We start from the raw sequence: 19,913 nt of genomic DNA on the forward strand, positions 1-19,913 counted from the left end.
TGACAGAAATGTTGTGCAGCGTTCGAGTGACTTCGACAGCCATATTCTCATATATTATAGGGAAAAAAGCGGTCTCGTGAAAGAGCCGAAGGAATAAAACACGGACGGACGTGCCATACTGCTGGATAAGAAGGTTATGGAATAGGAGGTCCGGTCATGGTCGATCAAGACGATAGAGTTCCGGAGGACCCGCTTTCGGTCGGGAAGGGGATCGCCTACGGTATCTTTTTTGGCTCCATCCTATGGGCGGCCCTTATCGGGGCGTTCTGGCTCATACTCAAATAGGGTGCAGCTGCAGGAAGGCAGAAACATTGCTTGATTGAATCGGTTGTGTTAAAAACGGTGCGCTTCTAAGCCGCATATGGGGAAAACTTCTGGTTACCCTCGTGCAGCAGAGAGAAGCGCATTTTTAATGGAGAGATATCCTGCTTTCGGGGGACTGTGAAAGTAAAAAAGCCTGTGCACCTCTAGTGAAGTGCGTGCAGGCTTTTTCTATGAATTAAAGCTTCAGGTCTTTAAAAAGCTTCTCGATATCCTGCACAAGCAGTTTAGCGGCAAGAATGCCTCCGGCCGAGTTCCAAATCGCTTCGTTCACGTTGAACGTGCGGTTATTCTTCACGATGCTCATGTTTTGCGCAAGCGGGTCTTTCAACCAGCTTTTGGCCGTTTCCGTGGCGGCGGTTTCACCGTCCCGGTCCGATGTGAAATAGAACATAACGTCGCCGTCCAATACAGGCAGCTGCTCCTTGGTAATGTCTTGCGAAAATTCCTTTTTATTTTGCGCATCCGGACGGGCGAAGCCCAGCTTATCGAGCACGACTCCGGCAAAGTTTTGCTTGTAGTAGACGCGGACTTTTCCCGGTTGAAAGCGCGCGAGCGACACGCGGAACGCCAGTTTATCGCCGAGCCTCGACTTCGTGTCTTTCAGAAGCTGGTTGAACTTGTCCATGGCGGCCTTGCCTTCCGCTTCCTTGCCGAGCGCTTTGGCGAACAAGTCGAAATTCTCGAACATGCTGTCGCCCAAATTTTCGCTGAAAACGGTAGGCGCAATAGCGGAGAGCTGGTCGTAAATTTTTTCCTGCCGCACCTTGGTCCCGAGAATTAAATCCGGTTTCAGGCTGGCGATCAGCTCCATGTTAGGCTGCGTTTCGTCGCCGACGACTTGAACGCCGTCCATGCGGTCCTTGATGTGGTCATACCACGGATTGCCGATCCAAGATTTTACGGCTCCGACAGGTTTGATGCCGAGCTCCAGCAGCGTTTCCGTCCCTTGTGTGGTCAACACGACCACCCTTTGCGGCGTCCCCGTAATTTTGGTTTCGCCCATGGCATGCTTAATGGATTGTGTAGTGTCCTGGGGCTTCGCGCTTTCTTTCGGTTTTGGCGCTTTCTCGCCGTTATTGCCGCAGGCGGCTGTAAATAAAGCAACGATAAGAAGGCAAAGCATAAGTGTGACGGATTTTTTGGATCGCAGCATGATCGATGGATTCCCCTTGTAATGGTTATTTTCAAGAAAATGATTATCATTATCAGTTAAAAAAATACAGACGTTCCCCTTATTTGACGGCCTCGCTCGAACGCCGCATGCTTTCCTCACGGCTAGGACAGGTCGTATTCGCGATGAAAGCGTACCTCCTTTAGCCCGACCCTGTATTGACATCGGCTGCCTCATCAATGTTACAGTTGTAACATTAGTACAAGTTGATTCGTTTCGCAACCGGAATTCGGCTGGGTCATTCAAAAATAGACACTTGAGAGGATTTGTCACATTTGACGGATGTACGGATCAATCGGACGCCCCGTTCGAAGGAATGGATCGTTACGGCGTTGTTTCAGCTGATGGAGCATCAGGAGTATTCGGCGATTTCGATTCTTCAGATTGCCGACAAAGCGGGGGTAGTCAGGCAAACGTTTTACCGGAATTACAAGGAAAAAGACGATGTTTTGTTCGAATATATGACGGATCGCTTCAAGGAGTTTTTGGGCGGCTTCGGTGCAAATAAAGAGCTGAGCTTGCAGCTGTTCGTTTCGTTGTTTGACAAATGGAAGCAGCGTTCCCCGTCGTCGTTAATCCTCAACGTCCATAATCGGGACCGTAAAATCAGGCAAATTTTGTTCAGAAGCCTGGATCAGTGCATCGAACAATTTATCGAGGGCGCATCGGATCCGAAGGATTCCAAGAGGAGGGAACGATCTGACGACGACCGGTTTTACTATGCCCGAAGATCGTTGTCCTCGGTTATTCATGTGATGCTGGTCGACTGGACGCTTAGCGGCTTTCGGCTGCCTGCGGAGGAGATGGCGCATATCTGCTATCAATTGACGAGCTCCATGAGAGAAGAGGTCTATCGCGCCTTGTAGCGGCTGGGAGCGTTTGTTTTACGAGAATCCCCGTCCCGTTCGGCAGGTGTAAAAATACGGTCCCGCAATTCAGCCGAGTCTGCGTATGACAACTTGTCATGCTCGTCACTCTTGTCTGCATAATTGGCCAAGTACCCTCATAGACATGTATCAGTGTTCGATATTTAGCCAATGAGGGGATGATGCACAATGCGTCGGATCACATGGATAGCAGCCATCGTGATAAGTTTAGCAGTAGTTCTGGCCGGATGCGGCAGCAAGAATGCAGGATCGGTAGTCAAACAGTTGGATCATGTGATCAGCAAGCTCGACAGCTATCAAAGCACGGGGACGATGACGCTGAATACCGGACAAGAACCCCAAGTATATCAAGTGGAAGTTTGGTTCCAAGACCCTCATTACTACCGGATTTCGCTGACCAACGACAAGAAGGACATCACGCAAATCGTGCTGCGCAACGATGACGGCGTGTTCGTGCTGACGCCTCATCTGAACAAGAGCTTCCGGTTCCAAAGCGACTGGCCCGAAAATCAAGGACAAGTCTACCTGTACCAGTCCCTCGTGCAAAGCATTATGATGGATAGCGACCGGCAATTTACGGCGGAAGACAGCAATTACGTGTTCGATGTGCTGGCCAACTACCAGAATTCGTCGCTTTCCCGGCAAAAAATTTGGCTGGACAAGAAGAACTATGCACCGAAGCATGTCGAGGTGTTCGACGCCAACGCGAACGTCATGGTCGTCGTCGACTTCAACCAGTTCCAATTCGGCAAAACGTTCGACAAGGACTCGTTCGACATGCAGCGCAATATGACAAGCTGGAACGTGAAATCGCTGCCTACGACGGCTCAGCCGGGCGACGGCAAAGCGGCAAGCCCAGCTCCGGCCCCCGGCGATAAAGCGACTGACAGCAAAGCGAGCTCCACTTCTGCGCCAAGCAGCGGGCAAACGACGGACGGCAAGTCGCCAGTGGACAACAAAGCGACCGACGGTAAAACAAACGCCAATAACGGTGCGGCGAGCCCAAAACCGTCTCCAGGCAAAACGACCGATTCTACCGGCAAAACGACGGATTCCACCGGCAAAGCAGATCCTACCACGGGTAAAGCGACGGATCCGACCGGCAAAACGGACGGCGCAACCGGGGGTAAAACGGCCGGCACGACCGGCGCGAGCGACAAGCCGGCTAGCGGCACGGTAAAACCCGGTACACCGGCCGAGTCCAAAGAGGTATCCTTCGGCGTCATCGAGCCGTCCTATAAGCCCAAAGGCGTAACGAAGCAGGATATGAGCGAAGTGAAGCTCGGCGACAATAAAGGGGTTATGCTGCGCTACACGGGAACCTACCACTATACGCTTCAGGAGTTCCAGCCGAAGGAGCAGGAAATGCTCGGACCGGAAGGGACGTGGGTCGATCTCGGGTACACGGTAGGCGTTATGACGGGTACCGACAAGAAGACGCTCGTCTGGATGTATGACGGCATTCAATACCGGCTTTCCTCCGGCGATCTGCCTCATGACGAGATGGTGAACGTAGCGCAATCCCTTCAGGATCAAATTGGCAAGTAAGGGCGCAAGGGTGGAAATAACAGCATGAAATGGGGCTGAAACGGTATTCATACCGCTTCCGGCGCCGCCAAACCGCCTTTCGTTCATTGACAGCTTTGGAAGATCGGATTAACATAGGTTTATCGGTTTTCCGGACGTAAGTTTAGCCGATTCAAGGGAGTCGGACACCGCGCTGACGCGATGCTCCGGCCCCCTTGTCGGTTTCAGAAGAAGGTGAACGGCTTGGATTCGTTTTATCGTCCTACTTGGGTGGAAGTATCGCTGGATGCGCTCCGGCACAATATAGAAGCTTTTCGCGGAATGCTGCCCGAAGAAATCGGGATCATGGCCGTCGTTAAGGCCGATGCATACGGCCATGGCGCCGTTCAAGTGGCGCGGACGGTACTAGACTGCGGCGCTTCCTATTTGGCGGTCGCTTTCCTGGATGAGGCGCTTGAGCTGCGGAGGGCCGGTATAACCGCCCCTATTCTCGTTCTGGGCTATACGCCCGTAGAAGGCCTCGCGCTGGCGAGAGAGTATTCGATTACATTGAACGTGTTCAGCGATGAAGTGCTGGATGCGCTGGCCGAGCAGGGGGAGAACGAGCGTCCGTTGTCCGTCCACATTAAGCTGGATTCCGGCATGGGGCGGATCGGGCAGCACGAGGAAGCCGAGGCGGTCGCCTTTATCGAGAAGGCGCTCGGGGTGCCCGGCGTTCGCGTGGAAGGGCTGTTTACGCATTACGCATGCGCGGACGAAACGGATAAAACGCATACCCGCGAGCAGTACCGCAAATTTAAGCGAATCGTGGATCATTTTGCGGACAGAGGGATTCGGTTTCCTTATGTGCATGCCGGAAATAGCGCAACGGCGATCGATTTGCCCGAATTGACCTGCAACATGGTCAGACTGGGCATCAGCATGTACGGCCTTTATCCGTCTGCCGAAGTCAATCATACCCAAATCGAGCTGGAGCCGGTCATGAGCTTGAAAACGGGGATCGTCATGGTCAAGTCGCTGCCGGCCGGCGAAACGATCAGCTACGGCGCAACCTACCGGACGCAGCGGGACGGGGAACGCATTGCAACGCTGCCCATCGGCTATGCGGACGGCTATTCGCGGATGCTGAGCGGCAAGGCACACGTTCTTGTTCAGGGGCGCAGGGTGCCGGTCGTCGGTACGATCTGCATGGATCAATGCATGATCGACGTATCCGATACGCCTGGGCTGCGTATGGACGACGAAGTCGTTCTGCTCGGACGGCAGGGCGACCAAGCGATTACGGCAGAAGAAATCGCCGGGCAGCTCGGCACGATCAACTACGAGATCACCTGCATGATTTCGCACCGGGTACCGCGGGTTTATATGCAGGGCGGCAACGTGCGGAATACGGTCAATCTTTTGCAGCATACGGTAGACTAGAGCTTGGCATCATTTACCGCTGCCATTTTGCGGAGAAATGGGAGGAATTTAACGCCGGCTGCCGAATACCTATAGTTGCAGAAGCTTTGTACGAGCGAAAAATCCCTTCATCATGAACGGGATGCGCTGTTGCGTGAACGGATACACGGCTGCGGGACGTCCGTATGCCTGCCGGGGAAATATGCTGACGAGCCGAAGGATATAGACATACGTGATATACCGAACGCATATATTTGTCTTTGTATAAAAACGATTGAGCCACGCCATAATGGTAATATTGTCTTTGGTAAAGTTGTGGGGGTGCGAGACCGAATATGTCCAACGTCAATACGAAGCGGATCATGATCAGCCTGCCGGACCAGCTGCTGCAGGAAGTCGACGGGATTGTCGAGAAGGAAAACTCGAACCGGAGCGAATTTATCCGCCAAGCGATGAAGTTGTATTTAATGGAACGGAAAAAGCGCCATCTGCGCGAATCGATGCAGCGCGGCTATATGGAAATGGCGAAGATCAATCTCCACATGGCATCGGAGGCTTTTCAGGCGGAGGAAGACGCAGGCAGTACACTTGACCGCTTAGTTAGCGGGGTGTAACCATTGATTGTAAAACGTGGCGATGTATTTTTTGCGGATTTGTCACCCGTCGTCGGTTCCGAGCAAGGGGGCGTACGCCCTGTTCTCGTCATTCAGAACGATATAGGAAACCGCTTTAGCCCGACAGTCATTATTGCTGCGATAACCGCACAAATTCAGAAGGCGAAGCTCCCGACGCACGTCGAGATCGATGCGGCGACGCATGGCTTCGACCGGGATTCGGTCATTTTGCTGGAGCAGATCCGTACGATCGACAAACAGCGGTTGACCGATAAAATTACGCATTTGGATGATGAGACGATGCGGAAAGTAGACGAATCGCTGCAAATCAGCGTCGGGTTGATCGAGTTTTAGCAATCTGCCGGCTGTTATGGCATGCGTGAGCGGCGGCGGTATACCGAAACGAACACGGCGAGGGAGATTCCCTCGTTTTTTTGTTTTGGTTCTATGAACGTCACCTAAGCGGACTGGCTGCTTGAGGAGCGGATTGAAGCAGCAGTTTCGGCAGGAATCGCGAAATGAGAAGTACATATCGCAAAAACCGCTTTTATAAGGAAATAAGGTACCGACGTTCGCTACATAGTGAAATGTTAACTGGAAGTGCGTTACAATAGAGGATATGCGGTACGAGCAACTATCATTTATCGACGTAGCAAAGGATGATGCACATGGCAAGCGATATCGGACAAGTTCAGGAAGAACAATCAGCGTTCGAGCTGACGGAGGAAGCGAAGGCGGCCGTTCAGGAACGAATTTTAAAGCAGATCGCTGCAGAGCTGCAGCTGGCCCCGGGGAAAGTGCGGACGACGGTCGGATTGCTTGACGAAGGCAATACGATTCCGTTCATTGCCCGCTACCGGAAGGAAATGACCGGGGAGCTGGATGAAAACGAGCTGCGCTCGATCGAAGAGCGGTTGCAATATTTGCGAAACCTGGAGGACCGCAAGCTTGAGGTGCTGCGTCTTATACACGAGCAAGGCAAGTTGACGGACGAGCTGCGCCGATCGATCGAGCAGTCGGCCAAGCTGCAGGAGATCGAGGACCTGTACCGTCCGTACCGCCAGAAGCGCAAAACGCGTGCGAGCGTGGCCAAGGAGCGCGGACTAGAGCCGCTTGCGGATTGGCTCTTCGCTCAGCACCGCAAAGGCGACCTGAAGGCCGAGGCTGCCAAATACATCAATGCGGAGAAGGAAGTCGGCTCGGCGGAGGACGCGATCCAAGGAGCGATGGACATCATTGCGGAGAACATCGCCGACGACGCCAAAATCCGCACCTGGGTAAGGCGGTATACGCAAGACAATGGCCAGGTCGAGACGCTTGCCAAGGACAACAAGCAGGAATCCGTATACGAAATGTATTACGACTATAAAGAGCCGGTTCGCAGGCTGCCCCCTCACCGGATACTGGCGATCAACCGCGGCGAGCGGGAGGACGTGCTGAAAGTGGCGCTCACGGTTGCGCCCGATAAAATTCATGATTTTATCGGCCGTCAGCTGATTAAAGGCGACTCGCCTGTGCGCGAAACGCTTGTGGCGACTATCGAGGATGCATACAAGCGGCTTATCGCGCCTTCGATTGAACGCGAGGTGCGCGGGGGGTTGACGGAGAAGGGGGAGGAGCAGGCGATTCAAATTTTTGCGGAAAATTTGCGCAATCTGTTGCTTCAGCCGCCGATTAAAGGCAAGGTCGTACTCGGTGTCGACCCGGCTTACCGGACCGGCTGTAAGCTGGCCGTGGTGGATGATACGGGCAAAATGTTGAAAATCGCCGTTACCTACCCGACGCCGCCGAACAACAAAATCGCCGAAGCGAAATCGATCATCAAGCAGATGATCGATACCTACGGCGTGGAACTCATCGTGATCGGCAACGGCACCGCATCCCGCGAGACGGAGCAGTTTATTGCGGAGCTCATTCGCGAGGTGAATCATAAAGACCTTCAATATATTATCGTAAGCGAGGCGGGTGCGAGCGTATATTCCGCCTCCAAGCTGGCGCAAACCGAGTTCCCCGAGCTCGATGTCGCGGAGCGCAGCGCGATTTCGATCGCTCGCCGGATGCAGGATCCGCTGGCCGAGCTGGTCAAGATCGACCCGAAATCGATCGGCGTCGGCCAATACCAGCACGACGTCTCGCAGAAGCGGCTGGAGGAAAGCCTCGGCGCCGTCGTCGAGTCCGCGGTCAACCATGTCGGCGTCGACTTGAACACCGCTTCGCCGTCGCTGCTTTCGTACGTGGCCGGCGTGAACGGCACGATCGCCAAAAATATCGTGGCCTACCGCGAAGAGAACGGCAAATTTACCGACCGCAAGCAGCTTATGAAGGTGCCGCGTCTTGGCGCCAAAGCGTATGAGCAGTGTGTCGGCTTCCTGCGCATCGCGGAAGGTCGCAACCCCCTCGACAACACGCCGATCCATCCGGAATCGTACGCGGTGGTGGATAAACTGTTCAAGGAGCTGCGAGTAGAGTTGGCTGCCTTAGGGTCGGCGGAGCTTAAGGATAGGCTGCAGTCGCTTCAGACCGCCGAGCTGGCATCGAGGCTTGAAGTCGGCGTACCGACGCTCCGCGATATTCTGGACAGCCTGCAGCGTCCGGGGCGCGATCCGCGGGAGGAGTTGCCGCTGCCGATTTTCCGCACCGACGTGCTGAAAATCGAAGATTTAACGGCAGGCATGGAGCTGCAAGGCACCGTTCGCAACGTCATCGACTTTGGCGCGTTCGTCGACATCGGCGTGAAGAACGACGGTCTTGTCCATATTTCGCAGCTGAGCGACAGCTATGTGAAACACCCGACGAATGTCGTATCCGTCGGCGATACGGTGACGGTATGGGTACTTGGCGTCGATATGAACAAGGGCCGGGTCAGCCTGACGATGAAAAAGCCCCGCGCCTAAAAGTAAAAGACTGGGGATTGCGGGAGGAAGCCGGTTTCGGTCTGGTGTTTCATAGGAAAAGCAGCTGGCGCAGCTTAGGCTTTCCAAGCATATGCAAAAAGAGCAGTGTCCGTTACCTTGGTTAACGGCCTGCTCTTTTCGTATGTGAAGCGTACGGTAACGCTCCGTCGCTTGCGGCTGCGCTGCCGCGGAACCGGACCTGCCGAACAATCAGTTTTTGCGATGGGGACGATCCCCGGGTAGCGTTTCCTCGTGTCCGGATTGGGAGTAACGGGTTCGGTAAAAATACCAGCAATCGTTCAACAATCGGATTTGACGGCGGTTTTTTTTCTGGAAAGCTCGCATCAACTGATTGCAAAGCCACTGCGGCATATTTCCAGCCCCTTCCTGCTGTGCTTACTATTACGATATGAAGGGGAAGGGTATTTGGTGCAGGTCCGCTGCCCATGGCCTTTAGCTTTGGGATGATTAGGTTATTGCTCTTCGTCCTCGTACCACTGCTCAAGCTGAGCTTGAAGCGCACGGATCTCGGTCAGCAGCGATATTAGCGGATAAGCCTTCTCTTGAATGGAAGCGAATGATTGCTCAAGGATATTGATGTAGGCTAGTCCATTCGTAACGGGACACGCGTTGTCGATTACATCGAGATCGTCGCATTCGGCAATCATATGCGGCAGCTGAGGGACGTTGCCTGCCGTCAGCTTGTCGATCTCTTTATGTAAACGTCGGTTCAGTGCAGTCAATTGGTACATGTGCGTCGCGGGCATTTCCACAAATTCCAGCTTATTGTCGAGCTTGAGCAGCCCGTATCTATACTTCGGCATACAACCAAGTTCCCCTCTCGTCGGCGGCTGTGGCTTTCCGGATCATCCTCAGGCGCGGCATCAGTCTTTACTTGACAGTTTAGCGCAACCTGGTGTAATAATTCAAGTGAGGACGGGAGGCCGGACAAGTGGAGAACGAACAATTGCAGCAATGGGTCGAGAGCATTTCACTGAAGCACTTCGGTGTGCCGTTCGTTCACCGGGCAACCTTCAATCGGAGACTCCGGGCAACGGGGGGACGATATTTCACACGGACGCACAATATCGAAATCAGCACGCTCCAACTGGAGCTTCACGGCCCGGAAGAAGTCGAGAAAATCATCAAGCACGAGCTCTGTCATTATCATCTCCATTTGGCAAGGCGAGGATACCAGCACCGGGACGCGGACTTTCGCGAGCTGCTCAAGCAGGTAGGCGGAACAAGGTTTTGCAAAGCGCTGCCTGTGCCGTCACGCAAGCAGCCGTATCGGTACCGTCTCGTATGTACGAGCTGCGGCCTGGAATATCTGCGTAAAAGGAAGCTCGATACGCGCAAATACGTTTGTGGTAAATGCAGGGGAAAATTGAAGCTCCTTCCCCTTGACTCCGCCGACAAAGTTTGATAAATTAGAGTGGCACAAAACATTCCCTGATAGCTCAGTTGGTAGAGCACTCGACTGTTAATCGAGTTGTCACAGGTTCGAGTCCTGTTCGGGGAGCCATGGAGAGATACCCAAGTGGCTCAAGGGGACCCTCTGCTAAGGGGTTAGACTGCGTAAGTGGTGCGAGGGTTCGAATCCCTCTCTCTCCGCCATACATAACAAATCAGCCGCTGCAAGGCGGCTTTTTGTTTGTCAAGCATGAGGCTACGGCACACCATGTTTGAAAAAGGTTTGTTTTGGGCATCATGAGCAGGTCGGTGTGTGAACGGGTTTGATTTTGGAAGAACAAGGTTTAAAAAAGGGCTTGTCAACTACTCGACAATCTGATACAATAACTCTTGTCGCTTCGGAAGAGTAGTTGAGAAACGAACGGAATGCGAACAGTTTGGCCCGTTGGTCAAGGGGTTAAGACACCTCCCTTTCACGGAGGTAACAGGGGTTCGAATCCCCTACGGGTCACCATTTATGAGGCATTAGCTCAGTTGGTAGAGCACCTGACTTTTAATCAGGGTGTCGTAGGTTCGAGTCCTACATGCCTCACCAGTTTTTTCATATCCCTCGTAACATGCGGTCGTGGTGGAACGGCAGACACACCATCTTGAGGGGGTGGCGCCCATTGGGTGTGCGGGTTCAAATCCCGCCGACCGCACCATACATATTTAAAGCGTAAAGCCTTGATATATAAGGGCTTTTTTTGTTTTATAACAGACAAAATTGAAATGTAGTACAGGACCGGTTTTTGAAGCGTTGATGTAAAATTGATGTAAAAAATCGAAAGAGAGTTACGGATTACAGCCTAAAAAAACGGATAGAAAAGAAAAAAGCAAGGGGGTCAGCCTGCATGAAAAATGTGATCAGTTTATTTGTTTGTGCATTCGTTGAGAAAACAGGGAATCGAATTGATCGGCAGCGGCCTGATCAGCTTCCTGCAAAGCATGAGCATATATATTTAACGTTGTTGTTATATCTGCATGGCCTAGCCTGCTTGATATGATTTTCGCGTGAACTCCTTGGTTTAGAAGCAATGTTGCCGAAGTATGCCTTAGATCGTGGAATCGAATATACTTTAGATTGTTTCGTTTAATAAACCTTCCCCAATAATTATTTACGCTGAAGGGGCTAATTGGCTTGCCATTCCACGCAGTAAATAAAAAGAAGTATTCTCCACCCTCCCACAATTCGGAGGCTTTCATTCGTTCCTTGTTGCAGTGGAGCTTATATTCCTTGAGCTTATGCCGACTGCGGACTATACGAAGAGGCTGTCGAAGTGTTGAATCGGGTCGTCCAAGATGCCGGGACGGATGCGTATCCGCTGCTGCACTACATTGACATCGCTCATTGTTGAATTTGGTGTATAATTATTAGACATAATAATGACACCGTTTTCATAAACGGGAAGAGGAGCACTTCTTTTGCGAAGAATGATATTGAGGTTGAGACCGTTTTTGTTTTCGGGAAAATACTACGCCAGACTGTTCGGGTTCGGCTTAATGACGGTTTGCATCCCGATCGTATTGGCTTCGTTTCTGGCCTACTCCATTTTGTCACGTAATTTGGAGGAGCAGGTGAAACGGGCAAATCTGCAGACGATGCTGCAAATTCAGGCGCGAATCGACGCCGAACTCAATGCGGTAGTGAAGGCTACCCGCGGCTTAGTGTTTGATAGCTCCATACAGAAGTTTATTTATAATACGGATATGAACGATTATACGGAAATGATGAATGTCCAAAAAATGCTTTCTGCTCTGGGACGTTCTATAGAGTATTCACCCCGTATCGGGTTGCTTTTGCCTAACCAAAAAATCGAGTTGACCACGACCGTCGGTTTCGAGCGGATTGACGATCCAGCTGGGAAATATCCGTTTGTCGGAACGAATAAACAGGATTCGCCGATGAGATGGATCCCGAACAATCAGGAGGGAAGTGGATCATTTACGTTCGTACAGTCTCTTCCCGCCATTTCCAACACCCCGCAGGCGTATTTGACCGTCGATTTGAATAGAAGCGCTATGGCTGACATCATGAATACCGGCGGGCTTGGAGAGTATGGGCGCATGATGGTGATAAGCGAATCGGGTACCGTTGTATCGCTGATCGAACGATCGAAAGACGGTCAAACCCTTGAGTCGGACGCAGCTTGGAAGACAAACATATTGAACGCCTCCGAGAAAACCGGGTTTTATAAGGATAGTTCCCGTAATACGATGTCCGTCTTTACCAAATCGTCCGTAAACGGTTGGATAACCGTACTCGATTTTCCGCTTGCCGAGTTGGACGGGCAGAGAGCCAATGTTGCCAGACTGACCGTTATCGTGTGCTTAGGCGCACTGGCGCTAGGTATGCTTCTTCTATATATCAACTCGCGTAAGCTATATGCGCCGATCCGCAAGCTGCTTGGCCAGGAGCAAACTGCCGGGGATGCGCATTCCACCAAAATCGACGAGTGGACGTGGATTCGGAACAACTGGGATCAGTTGAAGCTTCAAGTCGGTAATCTCCGCGAACAATCTAGCCGCAACGCGCCGCTTTTGCGCGATGTTTTTTTCATGAACATGGTGTATGGTCATTATGCCCATGAATCGTTGGAACGGCTGGCGGAATTGTGCAATCACCACGGTGTAAGCGCGCATGCCAAGTGGAAAGTGTTCGTGGTCGAAGCCGAAAATCACGAGCTGTACGATAAATTCCGCAAAGAGGACAGGCAGCTTATTTTGCTCGCCATCTCAAGCATATGTCAGGATATTGCCAACCAGCACAACATCAAGGCGTACTTCGTAAATGGGGTGGAAGCGGCACAGGTTATCGTCGTGCTGCAAATGTCCACGGAATGGTCGGACAAGCAGCTTTCCGCGGTCTCCTACCAAGTGTGCGAATCGGTTCGTATGTCGATCGACACGTATTTGAAATTTAATGCCTCTGTCGGCATGGGCAATACGTACAATAATATTCAGAATGTCCGTCTGTCTTGTATGGAAGCGATGGAAGCGCTAAAGTACCGGATCGTAAAAGGAGGAAACCGGACGATCGGCATTCAGGATTTGCGGCCGGACAGGGATGCGTTGCGCTACCCGTTCGAGCTTGAGGCAACCGTCATGCGGGAACTGCAGAACGGTGACAGGGTACGTACGCTAGAAGCGTTTGCAGTGTTCGCGCAAACGATCACGAGCAGGGATTATCCGGTTTCGCAGGTATATCAGGCCTTCCACATGCTGTACGTGTCTTTCTTCCATAAATTGAAGGAGCTGTCGGACGAAGGGGTTCATCAATTAGCCGAAACCGGTGCCTTCGAGCGGATCAGCGCCAGCAAGACGGTAGCCGAGATTGAAACCTGGTTCCGGGACGTCATTTTTCCGATTTTATTCCCGATTTTTGAAGAAGCGATCGACGGTAAGGGCAAGCATCTGGTGGAACGGGCCAAAAAGTACATGATCGAATCGATCGATCTGGATCATACGCTTCAATCCGTTGCAAGCTATGTCGACTTGAGCTCCTCCTATTTTAGCAGAATGTTTCAAAAATATACCGGACAAAGCTTCACGAGTTATATAGCGGAGCTGAAAATCGAACGAGCCAAGGAGCTTCTGCTCCATACAAACGAGCCCATAGCAGTTATAGCTGAGAAAATTAATTATACGGAGCGATCGTTCCGCCGCGTCTTCAAAAATTTGACCGGTCATTCACCGGCTACTTTTCGCGAACAGGGCCAAAAGCCGCGCTAAATGAAATCGAAGCCATCCTCTGCCGCCTTAAAAGGGCGGTCTTTTTTTGTTTTTTTGACCGTTAGGTGCGTAAATAAAGACCGCACCTGGCCCGCAAGCCTGATGCAGCGCGCCTTCTCCGAATGAATGTCAAAAGCATCAAATAGTCTCTTACGGCGCCGCTTCAACATTGATTATGCTCGGATGGACAGCAGGAGGTATCCGCCCATAACGGACCGGAAACATCTGAAGATAATAAAGCTTCCAAGCTTTACCTTGCTAATGGGGAATGCTATATGGGGGGGCTTAAGAGGAGGAGAAGACAATCGTACCGTCAAGCGAAACGACCGTGATACGGGGAATACATGATTCCCGTCGGCAAGCGAACCGCTTGTGGAAGCGAGTAGTGAAACATAAGTACATTTACTTACTTGCTTTGCCTAGCGTCATTTATTTTCTCGTATTTAAATACGTACCGATGTGGGGGATCTTGCTTGCTTTTCAAGAATACAGCCCGTATAAAGGATTTTTTGGGAGTGAATGGGTCGGTCTTGAGCATTTTGAAACTTTGTTTACCCACGATATGTTTTGGGTACTGTTGAGGAACACGCTGGGTATCAACCTCATGAATCTCATTTTTTTCTTTCCGCTACCTATCGTTCTGGCCCTGATGTTGAACGAGGTCAAGATCGAACCGGTGAAGCGCGTTATTCAATCCATCGTTTATTTGCCCCATTTTTTGTCGATGGTCATTATTGTAGGATTTACGTATTTCTTCTTATCTACCGATATTGGCTTGGTAAACAAGGGATTGACGGCAATGGGCTTCGAACCGGTCAGCTTTCTGACGAATCCGAATTATTTCTGGGGCTTGCTGACAGCGCAAAGCATTTGGAAGGAAGTAGGCTGGGGAACGATCATTTTTTTGGCGGCCATCGCGGGGGTAGATCAGCAACTTTATGAAGCTGCCATCGTGGACGGTGCGGGAAGATTGCGCCGGCTGTGGCATATTACGCTTCCGGCTATCCGCAGCACGATTGTCATTCTGCTTATCATGAGGGTCGGGCACATGATGGATGTCGGCTTCGAGCAAGTACTGCTTATGTTGAATCCGCTCGTTATGCCGGTTGGCGAAGTGTTCGATACTTATGTGTACAAGCAGGGAATCTTATCCGGTCAAACGAGCTATAGCATTGCCGTAGGCTTATTCAAGTCGATTGTCGGGCTCGTGCTTGTCGTGTTGGCGAACCGTTTGGCGAAAAAATTCGGAGAAGAAGGTTTATATTAACTACCATAATGGAAAGGGTGCAAAGAACATGACGGCGCGCAAGTCGCTTCTCGCATCGATTCCCGATGCTATCATTTATACGGTACTTATTGCGGCCGCTTTGGCGATGCTGTTTCCGTTCGTTTACGTCATCGCCGTATCATTTACCGATCCGGCCGTTTACGTGGCCGGTGATGTGATATTATTTCCGAAGCAGTGGTCGCTCGATTCCTACCGGTACATTTTATCATCCAGCAGCTTTCTTTATTCGCTTCGCTCTACTGTTTTCATTACAGTGGTAGGGACGGTGCTGAACTTGGCATTCTCGACGACGTTCGCTTATGCCATGACCAAGAAAGAGTTGCCCGGACGGGGATTCATGCTGTCGTTGGTGCTTTTTACCTTCCTGTTTGGCGCCGGATTGGTACCGAATTTTCTGCTGATCCGAGAACTGGGATTGCTTGATTCGCTATGGTCTCTTCTATTGCCGGGACTTACGAACGCATGGAGCGTTTTCGTGCTAAAATCGTTCTTCCAAGGGCTGCCCGACAGTTTGGAGGAAGCGGCGCTCATCGACGGCTGCAACGAACTGAAAGTATTTTACCGGATCATCCTTCCCTTATCGCTGCCGGCATTGGCCGCTTTCGGCTTGTTCTTCGCGGTGGGGCACTGGAATACGTATTTTTCCGCCGTCATGTACATTCAAGATGCGCACAAATGGCCGCTGCAGGTTTTGCTTCAGCAACTGATGGTCAGCCAGTCGGCAATCGGCAACGCAGAAGTGAGAGAAACGCTGGAGCATACACTTCCCGAGGAAACGGTGAAGATGGCTGCGCTGGTTGTCGTCATGGTTCCGATATTGGCGGTCTATCCCTTCCTGCAAAAATATTTTGCCAAGGGAGTTCTGCTTGGCTCAGTGAAGGGTTGACATAGGTTCATTATCCATATATCTAAGGAGGGTTTCTGACTATGAAAGGGAAAAAATTAGTCAAAACAGCGGTACCGATGATGCTCGCATTCGGTCTCATCGCAGGCTGCGGCGGCGGAGGTTCAAGCAGCGGCACGGGGACCGATAACGGAAAGAAGGCAGACGGTCCGACGCCAATCAGCTTCACGACGATTCTTAATAATGGGGAACCGCCGGATTTAAACGGTCCCGTTTACAAGGAAGTGGAGAAGCGGACGAACACCAAGCTGGACATTAAAGTGATACCGTCTACTAGCTATGGCGATAAGTTCAATCTGGCGCTTTCCTCGAACGAGCTGACTGACATCATGCTCATTGAGGACCCTTTTGGGGCAACGACCGTAAACGCGATCCGGCAGGGCGCTTTTATGGATCTTACCACGCTGCTGGGCGATTTCAAGAAGTATCCCAACCTAGCTAACATTCCGAAAGATATTTGGGAGAACTCCAAGGTAGACGGTAAAATTTATGGGGTTCCTCGTCCGCGCTCGCTAGCCGACCATACGATTTATATCCGCAAAGACTGGCTCGATAAGCTGAACCTGAAAATGCCGACGACGACAGACGATTTCTACAATGTGATGAAAGCGTTCGTCGAACAGGATCCGGACGGCAACGGCAAAGCGGATACGTTCGGTTATGCCGGCATCGGTCCTTCGATGTCCATTGTCGGGCCTCAGCTGTCGGTTGCGTTCGGCGCTTATAAACCGACGTTCGAAGGCGACAAAATGCTCCTGTCTTGGATGACCAAAGGGTATCGCGACTATTTGGAATATGCGCGTAAAATGTATGCGATCAAGGCGCTGCCGCAAGAGTATTCGGTGTTGAAGGAAGACAAGCTTACAGCGGCAGGCAAGGTCGGAGCGCCGGCCAGCAACTTCCTGAATTTGTGGAGGTTTCAGGAAGATACGAGGAAGGCCGATCCGAAGGCGGAGCTTGTCAATGTGCCGCCGCTTAAAGGCCCGGACGGTTATGCGAGCATCAAATTTTCCGGCTATTACGGTATCCTGGCCATTTCCGCCAAAACGCCGAAGGACAAGATCGAGAAGTTGCTGCAATATTTGGACCAAGCGGCGTCTCCGGAGCTCAATGAGCTGAATTATTACGGCGTTGAAGGTATTCACTATACGAAAGAGAACGGCAAGATCAAAGTGAACGAAGAAGCAACGAAGAAAGATCCGTTTCTCAATGCTTTAATCGTTACGGGTATTTACGATAAGTACGCGAAGGCTGTCAACCTGTCGGCGCCGGATGAAATTAATGAACGGCAGAAGAAAATGGTGGACGAATACATGGCCGTCGCAACGCCGAGTCCGACCCTCGGGCTAATCTCCGATACGAACGCCAAGCGGGGCGCGGATTTGTTTAAAGACAGAGATACCGTCATGACCAAAGTCATCACAGGTCAATCGCCGATTGAAGAGTGGGATGCATATGTGAATAAAATGAAAGCCGACCCGGATGTGCAGAAAATCATGAAAGAGTACGCCGACCAGTACAAGCTAAAAAATCCGGATAAAAAATAAGTTTAGAGCATAACCAAGCCGTGCGTTTGCTGAAGAGCCCGGGCGGCTTGGTTTTTATTTTTTTTAAGAGAGCGGAGCATTTATGAAACCTTACAAGGCCAGGTGCGCGACGGACATTTAACCTACCTAGAAGGGCCGATGTCCGCTGGGATGAGGCGCTTGCGCTCTGGAATGCCTTTAACGGGCTTTGCCGTGTTTTTGGCAACGGTGTGCAGTTAAGGTTTTAGCTTGGATCGTGGGGATCTTTTGGACACCCTTGAAGGAGGGATTTTGTGCAACTGCAAGGAAAAGTAGCGATCATCACGGGAGGCGGATCTGGGATCGGCCAGTCGACCGCAGAGCTTTTCGCGGAACAGGGGGCCAAGGTAGCGATCGCGGACTGGAACGAGGAAAACGGCATACGCACGGTCCGGTCCATTGCCGGTAGAACGGCTGATTCCTCCAATGCAATATTCGTAAAAACAGATGTCTCGAACGCTGATGACGTGAAGCGGTTGGTAGAAATAACCGTAGATACGTTCGGTCACCTCGATATCGTGTTTAACAACGCGGCCGCCATATTACCAAAGTTTCTTGAAGACGTAGAGGAGCCGGAATGGAATAGGCTGATTGACATTAACTTGAAAAGCGTCTACTTAACGGCCAAGTATGCGATTCCGGAGCTGCGCAAAGCGAAAGGCTGCATCATCAGCATGGCATCGCTCAATGGGCTGATCGGGCAAAAGCAGAATGCCGTATACGCGGCCACGAAAGGCGGTATCATCGCCATAACGAAAGCGCTTGCGCTTGATTACGCGCCGGACGGCGTGAGGGTCAACTGCATTTGTCCGGCGGGGGTGATGACACCTCTGCTCGAAACGTGGATTAAACAGCAGCCCGATCCGACGGCAGCCCGGAGTACGCTAGATGACATGCATCCTCTCGGACGAACGGCATCTTCCGTGGAAATCGCTCAAGCCGTGTTGTTCCTCGCAAGCAATCAAGCGAGCTTTATTACCGGTGTAGCGCTCCCCGTTGAAGGCGGCGCTTCGCTAGGCTACTAATTTATTTTCAGGAGGTTCCTATCAGATGAAGATTACAAAAGTCGAATCGTTTATCCTGCACGTACCGATTACACCGCCCATCACCGACGCCATCAACGTGGCGACACATTGGGGATTGGCGGGATTACGCATTTTTACCGACGAGGGGATTGTCGGAACCGGCTATACCGGAACGTGCGCGAATGGCGATGATTTGATTACTCAGACGATCGACCGTTATTACGCGCCGCTGCTTATCGGCAAGGACCCATTTATGGTAAGAGAGCTTTGGGACGACATGCGTTTCGGGAAGATGCACTGGATCGGACGCGCTGGCGTAACGCATATGGCGCTCGCCGCCGTAGATATCGCGCTATGGGACATTATGGCGAAAACGGCTAATCGGCCGCTGTGGCAATATCTTGGCGGGCATAAGTCCAAACGGATTAAAGCGTACAACACGAATGGCGGGTGGCTAAACTGGACGAAGGATCGCCTGCTCAAGGATGTAACAGAGATCGTAGAACAAGGGTTTACCGGCGTCAAGATCAAGGTCGGCAAGCCCGATCCGCGCGAAGACTACGATCGCTGTAAGGCGGTAAGAAAGGCAATCGGCGATGACATCATTTTCATGATCGATGTTAACCAGCAATGGAACATCAATACGGCGATGACATGGGGCAAGCGATTGGAGGAATTTGATTTATTCTGGTTGGAAGAGCCGCTAAACCCCGACGACATCCTCGGGCATCAAAAACTGGCAAATGCATTAAACGTCCCGATCGCGCTCGGTGAGCATGTTTATTCGAAATATGCATTCCGTGATTATATTCATCAGGGTGCCATCGAATACGTACAGGTTGATGTAACAAGGGTGGCGGGAGTCACCGAATGGCTACAGGTTGCCGGGCTGGCCGCTTCATACGATCTGCCGATCTGTCCGCATGTGGGGGATATGGGGCAAATCCATCAGCATCTGGTCGCTTCAACGCCGAATGCGATCATGCTGGAGTACATCCCATGGATCCGCCATATTTTCGTCGAACCGGCAACGGTTGTGGACGGACATTATGTGTTGCCGCAAATGCCAGGGGCATCGACTGACATTTTACCCAACTATTTTAACGAGTACCGTGTGAAATAGTGAATC

Annotated in this window: 18 protein-coding genes and 5 tRNA genes; 19 read left to right on the forward strand and 4 right to left on the reverse strand. The window is 51.6% G+C overall.

Features of this window, described 5'->3' with window-relative positions; genetic code table 11:
- The first annotated feature begins 156 nt into the window (after positions 1 to 156).
- Positions 157 to 285 (forward strand): hypothetical protein, encoded by a 129-nt coding sequence (locus ACKGJP_RS02980; RefSeq protein WP_409344212.1) that lies wholly within the window; start codon positions 157 to 159, stop codon positions 283 to 285.
- 214 nt (positions 286 to 499) lie between these two features.
- Here ACKGJP_RS02980 and ACKGJP_RS02985 read toward each other — a convergent pair whose 3' ends face one another.
- Positions 500 to 1,477 carry an ABC transporter substrate-binding protein gene (locus ACKGJP_RS02985; RefSeq protein ID WP_409344213.1) on the reverse strand — a complete coding sequence of 326 codons (978 nt, stop codon included), beginning with the start codon at positions 1,475 to 1,477 and terminating at the stop codon, positions 500 to 502.
- Positions 1,478 to 1,770: 293 nt separating this feature from the next.
- Here ACKGJP_RS02985 and ACKGJP_RS02990 point away from each other — a divergent pair, with 293 nt between their 5' ends.
- From ACKGJP_RS02990 to ACKGJP_RS03015, 6 genes are all read left to right on the forward strand, one after another.
- The gene (locus ACKGJP_RS02990; protein WP_409344214.1) at positions 1,771 to 2,361 is read left to right on the forward strand and encodes a TetR/AcrR family transcriptional regulator; all 591 of its coding nucleotides are present in this window, start codon (positions 1,771 to 1,773) and stop codon (positions 2,359 to 2,361) included.
- Between the two features lie 189 nt (positions 2,362 to 2,550).
- A complete protein-coding gene (locus tag ACKGJP_RS02995) occupies positions 2,551 to 3,930 on the forward strand; it encodes a DUF4367 domain-containing protein (protein WP_409344215.1) in 1,380 nt (459 codons plus the stop codon).
- Between the two features lie 222 nt (positions 3,931 to 4,152).
- Positions 4,153 to 5,331 (forward strand): alanine racemase, encoded by a 1,179-nt coding sequence (gene alr, locus ACKGJP_RS03000; RefSeq protein WP_409344216.1) that lies wholly within the window; start codon positions 4,153 to 4,155, stop codon positions 5,329 to 5,331.
- A gap of 314 nt (positions 5,332 to 5,645) precedes the next feature.
- On the forward strand, positions 5,646 to 5,924 hold the full coding sequence (locus ACKGJP_RS03005) for a CopG family ribbon-helix-helix protein (protein WP_113035162.1): 279 nt from the start codon (positions 5,646 to 5,648) through the stop codon (positions 5,922 to 5,924).
- A gap of 3 nt (positions 5,925 to 5,927) precedes the next feature.
- Entirely contained in the window at positions 5,928 to 6,278 is a 351-nt protein-coding gene (locus ACKGJP_RS03010; protein ID WP_409344217.1) for a type II toxin-antitoxin system PemK/MazF family toxin, read from the forward strand.
- 314 nt (positions 6,279 to 6,592) lie between these two features.
- Complete coding sequence (locus tag ACKGJP_RS03015; RefSeq protein WP_409344218.1) at positions 6,593 to 8,818, forward strand: Tex family protein; 2,226 nt, start codon at positions 6,593 to 6,595, stop codon at positions 8,816 to 8,818.
- A gap of 210 nt (positions 8,819 to 9,028) precedes the next feature.
- Here ACKGJP_RS03015 and cmpA read toward each other — a convergent pair whose 3' ends face one another.
- Both cmpA and ACKGJP_RS03025 read right to left on the reverse strand, forming a co-directional pair.
- Positions 9,029 to 9,190, reverse strand: a complete 162-nt coding sequence (gene cmpA, locus ACKGJP_RS03020) for a cortex morphogenetic protein CmpA (protein ID WP_409344219.1) — start codon at positions 9,188 to 9,190, stop codon at positions 9,029 to 9,031.
- A gap of 101 nt (positions 9,191 to 9,291) precedes the next feature.
- Positions 9,292 to 9,642 (reverse strand): hydrolase/acyltransferase, encoded by a 351-nt coding sequence (locus ACKGJP_RS03025; RefSeq protein WP_409344220.1) that lies wholly within the window; start codon positions 9,640 to 9,642, stop codon positions 9,292 to 9,294.
- Positions 9,643 to 9,770: 128 nt separating this feature from the next.
- Between ACKGJP_RS03025 and ACKGJP_RS03030 the strand changes: the two genes are divergently transcribed.
- From ACKGJP_RS03030 to ACKGJP_RS03055, 6 genes are all read left to right on the forward strand, one after another.
- Entirely contained in the window at positions 9,771 to 10,244 is a 474-nt protein-coding gene (locus ACKGJP_RS03030) for a SprT family protein (protein WP_409344221.1), read from the forward strand.
- Positions 10,245 to 10,267: 23 nt separating this feature from the next.
- Positions 10,268 to 10,343, forward strand: a tRNA-Asn gene (locus tag ACKGJP_RS03035).
- A gap of 1 nt (position 10,344) precedes the next feature.
- A tRNA-Ser gene (locus ACKGJP_RS03040) sits at positions 10,345 to 10,435 on the forward strand.
- 235 nt (positions 10,436 to 10,670) lie between these two features.
- A tRNA-Glu gene (locus ACKGJP_RS03045) sits at positions 10,671 to 10,745 on the forward strand.
- Positions 10,746 to 10,750: 5 nt separating this feature from the next.
- A tRNA-Lys gene (locus tag ACKGJP_RS03050) sits at positions 10,751 to 10,826 on the forward strand.
- Between the two features lie 24 nt (positions 10,827 to 10,850).
- Positions 10,851 to 10,935: transfer RNA gene (locus tag ACKGJP_RS03055), tRNA-Leu, on the forward strand.
- A gap of 202 nt (positions 10,936 to 11,137) precedes the next feature.
- Here ACKGJP_RS03055 and ACKGJP_RS03060 read toward each other — a convergent pair.
- Positions 11,138 to 11,533, reverse strand: coding sequence for a site-specific integrase (locus tag ACKGJP_RS03060; protein WP_409347058.1), 396 nt, complete (start codon positions 11,531 to 11,533; stop codon positions 11,138 to 11,140).
- 195 nt (positions 11,534 to 11,728) lie between these two features.
- Here ACKGJP_RS03060 and ACKGJP_RS03065 point away from each other — a divergent pair, with 195 nt between their 5' ends.
- From ACKGJP_RS03065 to ACKGJP_RS03090, 6 genes are all read left to right on the forward strand, one after another.
- Positions 11,729 to 14,002, forward strand: a complete 2,274-nt coding sequence (locus tag ACKGJP_RS03065; RefSeq protein ID WP_409344222.1) for a helix-turn-helix domain-containing protein — start codon at positions 11,729 to 11,731, stop codon at positions 14,000 to 14,002.
- A 340-nt stretch (positions 14,003 to 14,342) separates the two neighbouring features.
- Entirely contained in the window at positions 14,343 to 15,269 is a 927-nt protein-coding gene (locus ACKGJP_RS03070) for an ABC transporter permease (RefSeq protein ID WP_409347059.1), read from the forward strand.
- Positions 15,270 to 15,297: 28 nt separating this feature from the next.
- Positions 15,298 to 16,176, forward strand: coding sequence for a carbohydrate ABC transporter permease (locus ACKGJP_RS03075; protein WP_409344223.1), 879 nt, complete (start codon positions 15,298 to 15,300; stop codon positions 16,174 to 16,176).
- A gap of 41 nt (positions 16,177 to 16,217) precedes the next feature.
- Positions 16,218 to 17,741: a hypothetical protein gene (locus ACKGJP_RS03080; protein WP_409344224.1), complete on the forward strand. Its 1,524-nt coding sequence runs from the start codon at positions 16,218 to 16,220 to the stop codon at positions 17,739 to 17,741.
- Between the two features lie 272 nt (positions 17,742 to 18,013).
- Positions 18,014 to 18,784 carry an SDR family NAD(P)-dependent oxidoreductase gene (locus tag ACKGJP_RS03085; protein WP_409344225.1) on the forward strand — a complete coding sequence of 257 codons (771 nt, stop codon included), beginning with the start codon at positions 18,014 to 18,016 and terminating at the stop codon, positions 18,782 to 18,784.
- Between the two features lie 25 nt (positions 18,785 to 18,809).
- The gene (locus ACKGJP_RS03090; protein WP_409344226.1) at positions 18,810 to 19,907 is read left to right on the forward strand and encodes a mandelate racemase/muconate lactonizing enzyme family protein; all 1,098 of its coding nucleotides are present in this window, start codon (positions 18,810 to 18,812) and stop codon (positions 19,905 to 19,907) included.
- Positions 19,908 to 19,913 lie beyond the last annotated feature (6 nt).

Origin of the sequence: Paenibacillus litoralis (genome assembly GCF_046244365.1) — a bacterium.
GTDB lineage: Bacteria > Bacillota > Bacilli > Paenibacillales > NBRC-103111 > Paenibacillus_V.

Bases quoted from the DNA above. Each gene is read 5' to 3' on its own strand.
- ACKGJP_RS02980 (WP_409344212.1), top strand. From the start codon at position 157: ATGGTCGATCAAGACGATAGAGTTCCGGAGGACCCGCTTTCGGTCGGG.
- ACKGJP_RS02985 (WP_409344213.1), bottom strand. From the start codon at position 1,477: ATGCTGCGATCCAAAAAATCCGTCACACTTATGCTTTGCCTTCTTATC.
- ACKGJP_RS02995 (WP_409344215.1), top strand. From the start codon at position 2,551: ATGCGTCGGATCACATGGATAGCAGCCATCGTGATAAGTTTAGCAGTA.
- ACKGJP_RS03005 (WP_113035162.1), top strand. From the start codon at position 5,646: ATGTCCAACGTCAATACGAAGCGGATCATGATCAGCCTGCCGGACCAG.
- ACKGJP_RS03015 (WP_409344218.1), top strand. From the start codon at position 6,593: ATGGCAAGCGATATCGGACAAGTTCAGGAAGAACAATCAGCGTTCGAG.
- cmpA (WP_409344219.1), bottom strand. From the start codon at position 9,190: ATGCCGCAGTGGCTTTGCAATCAGTTGATGCGAGCTTTCCAGAAAAAA.
- ACKGJP_RS03025 (WP_409344220.1), bottom strand. From the start codon at position 9,642: ATGCCGAAGTATAGATACGGGCTGCTCAAGCTCGACAATAAGCTGGAA.
- ACKGJP_RS03075 (WP_409344223.1), top strand. From the start codon at position 15,298: ATGACGGCGCGCAAGTCGCTTCTCGCATCGATTCCCGATGCTATCATT.
- ACKGJP_RS03080 (WP_409344224.1), top strand. From the start codon at position 16,218: ATGAAAGGGAAAAAATTAGTCAAAACAGCGGTACCGATGATGCTCGCA.
- ACKGJP_RS03090 (WP_409344226.1), top strand. From the start codon at position 18,810: ATGAAGATTACAAAAGTCGAATCGTTTATCCTGCACGTACCGATTACA.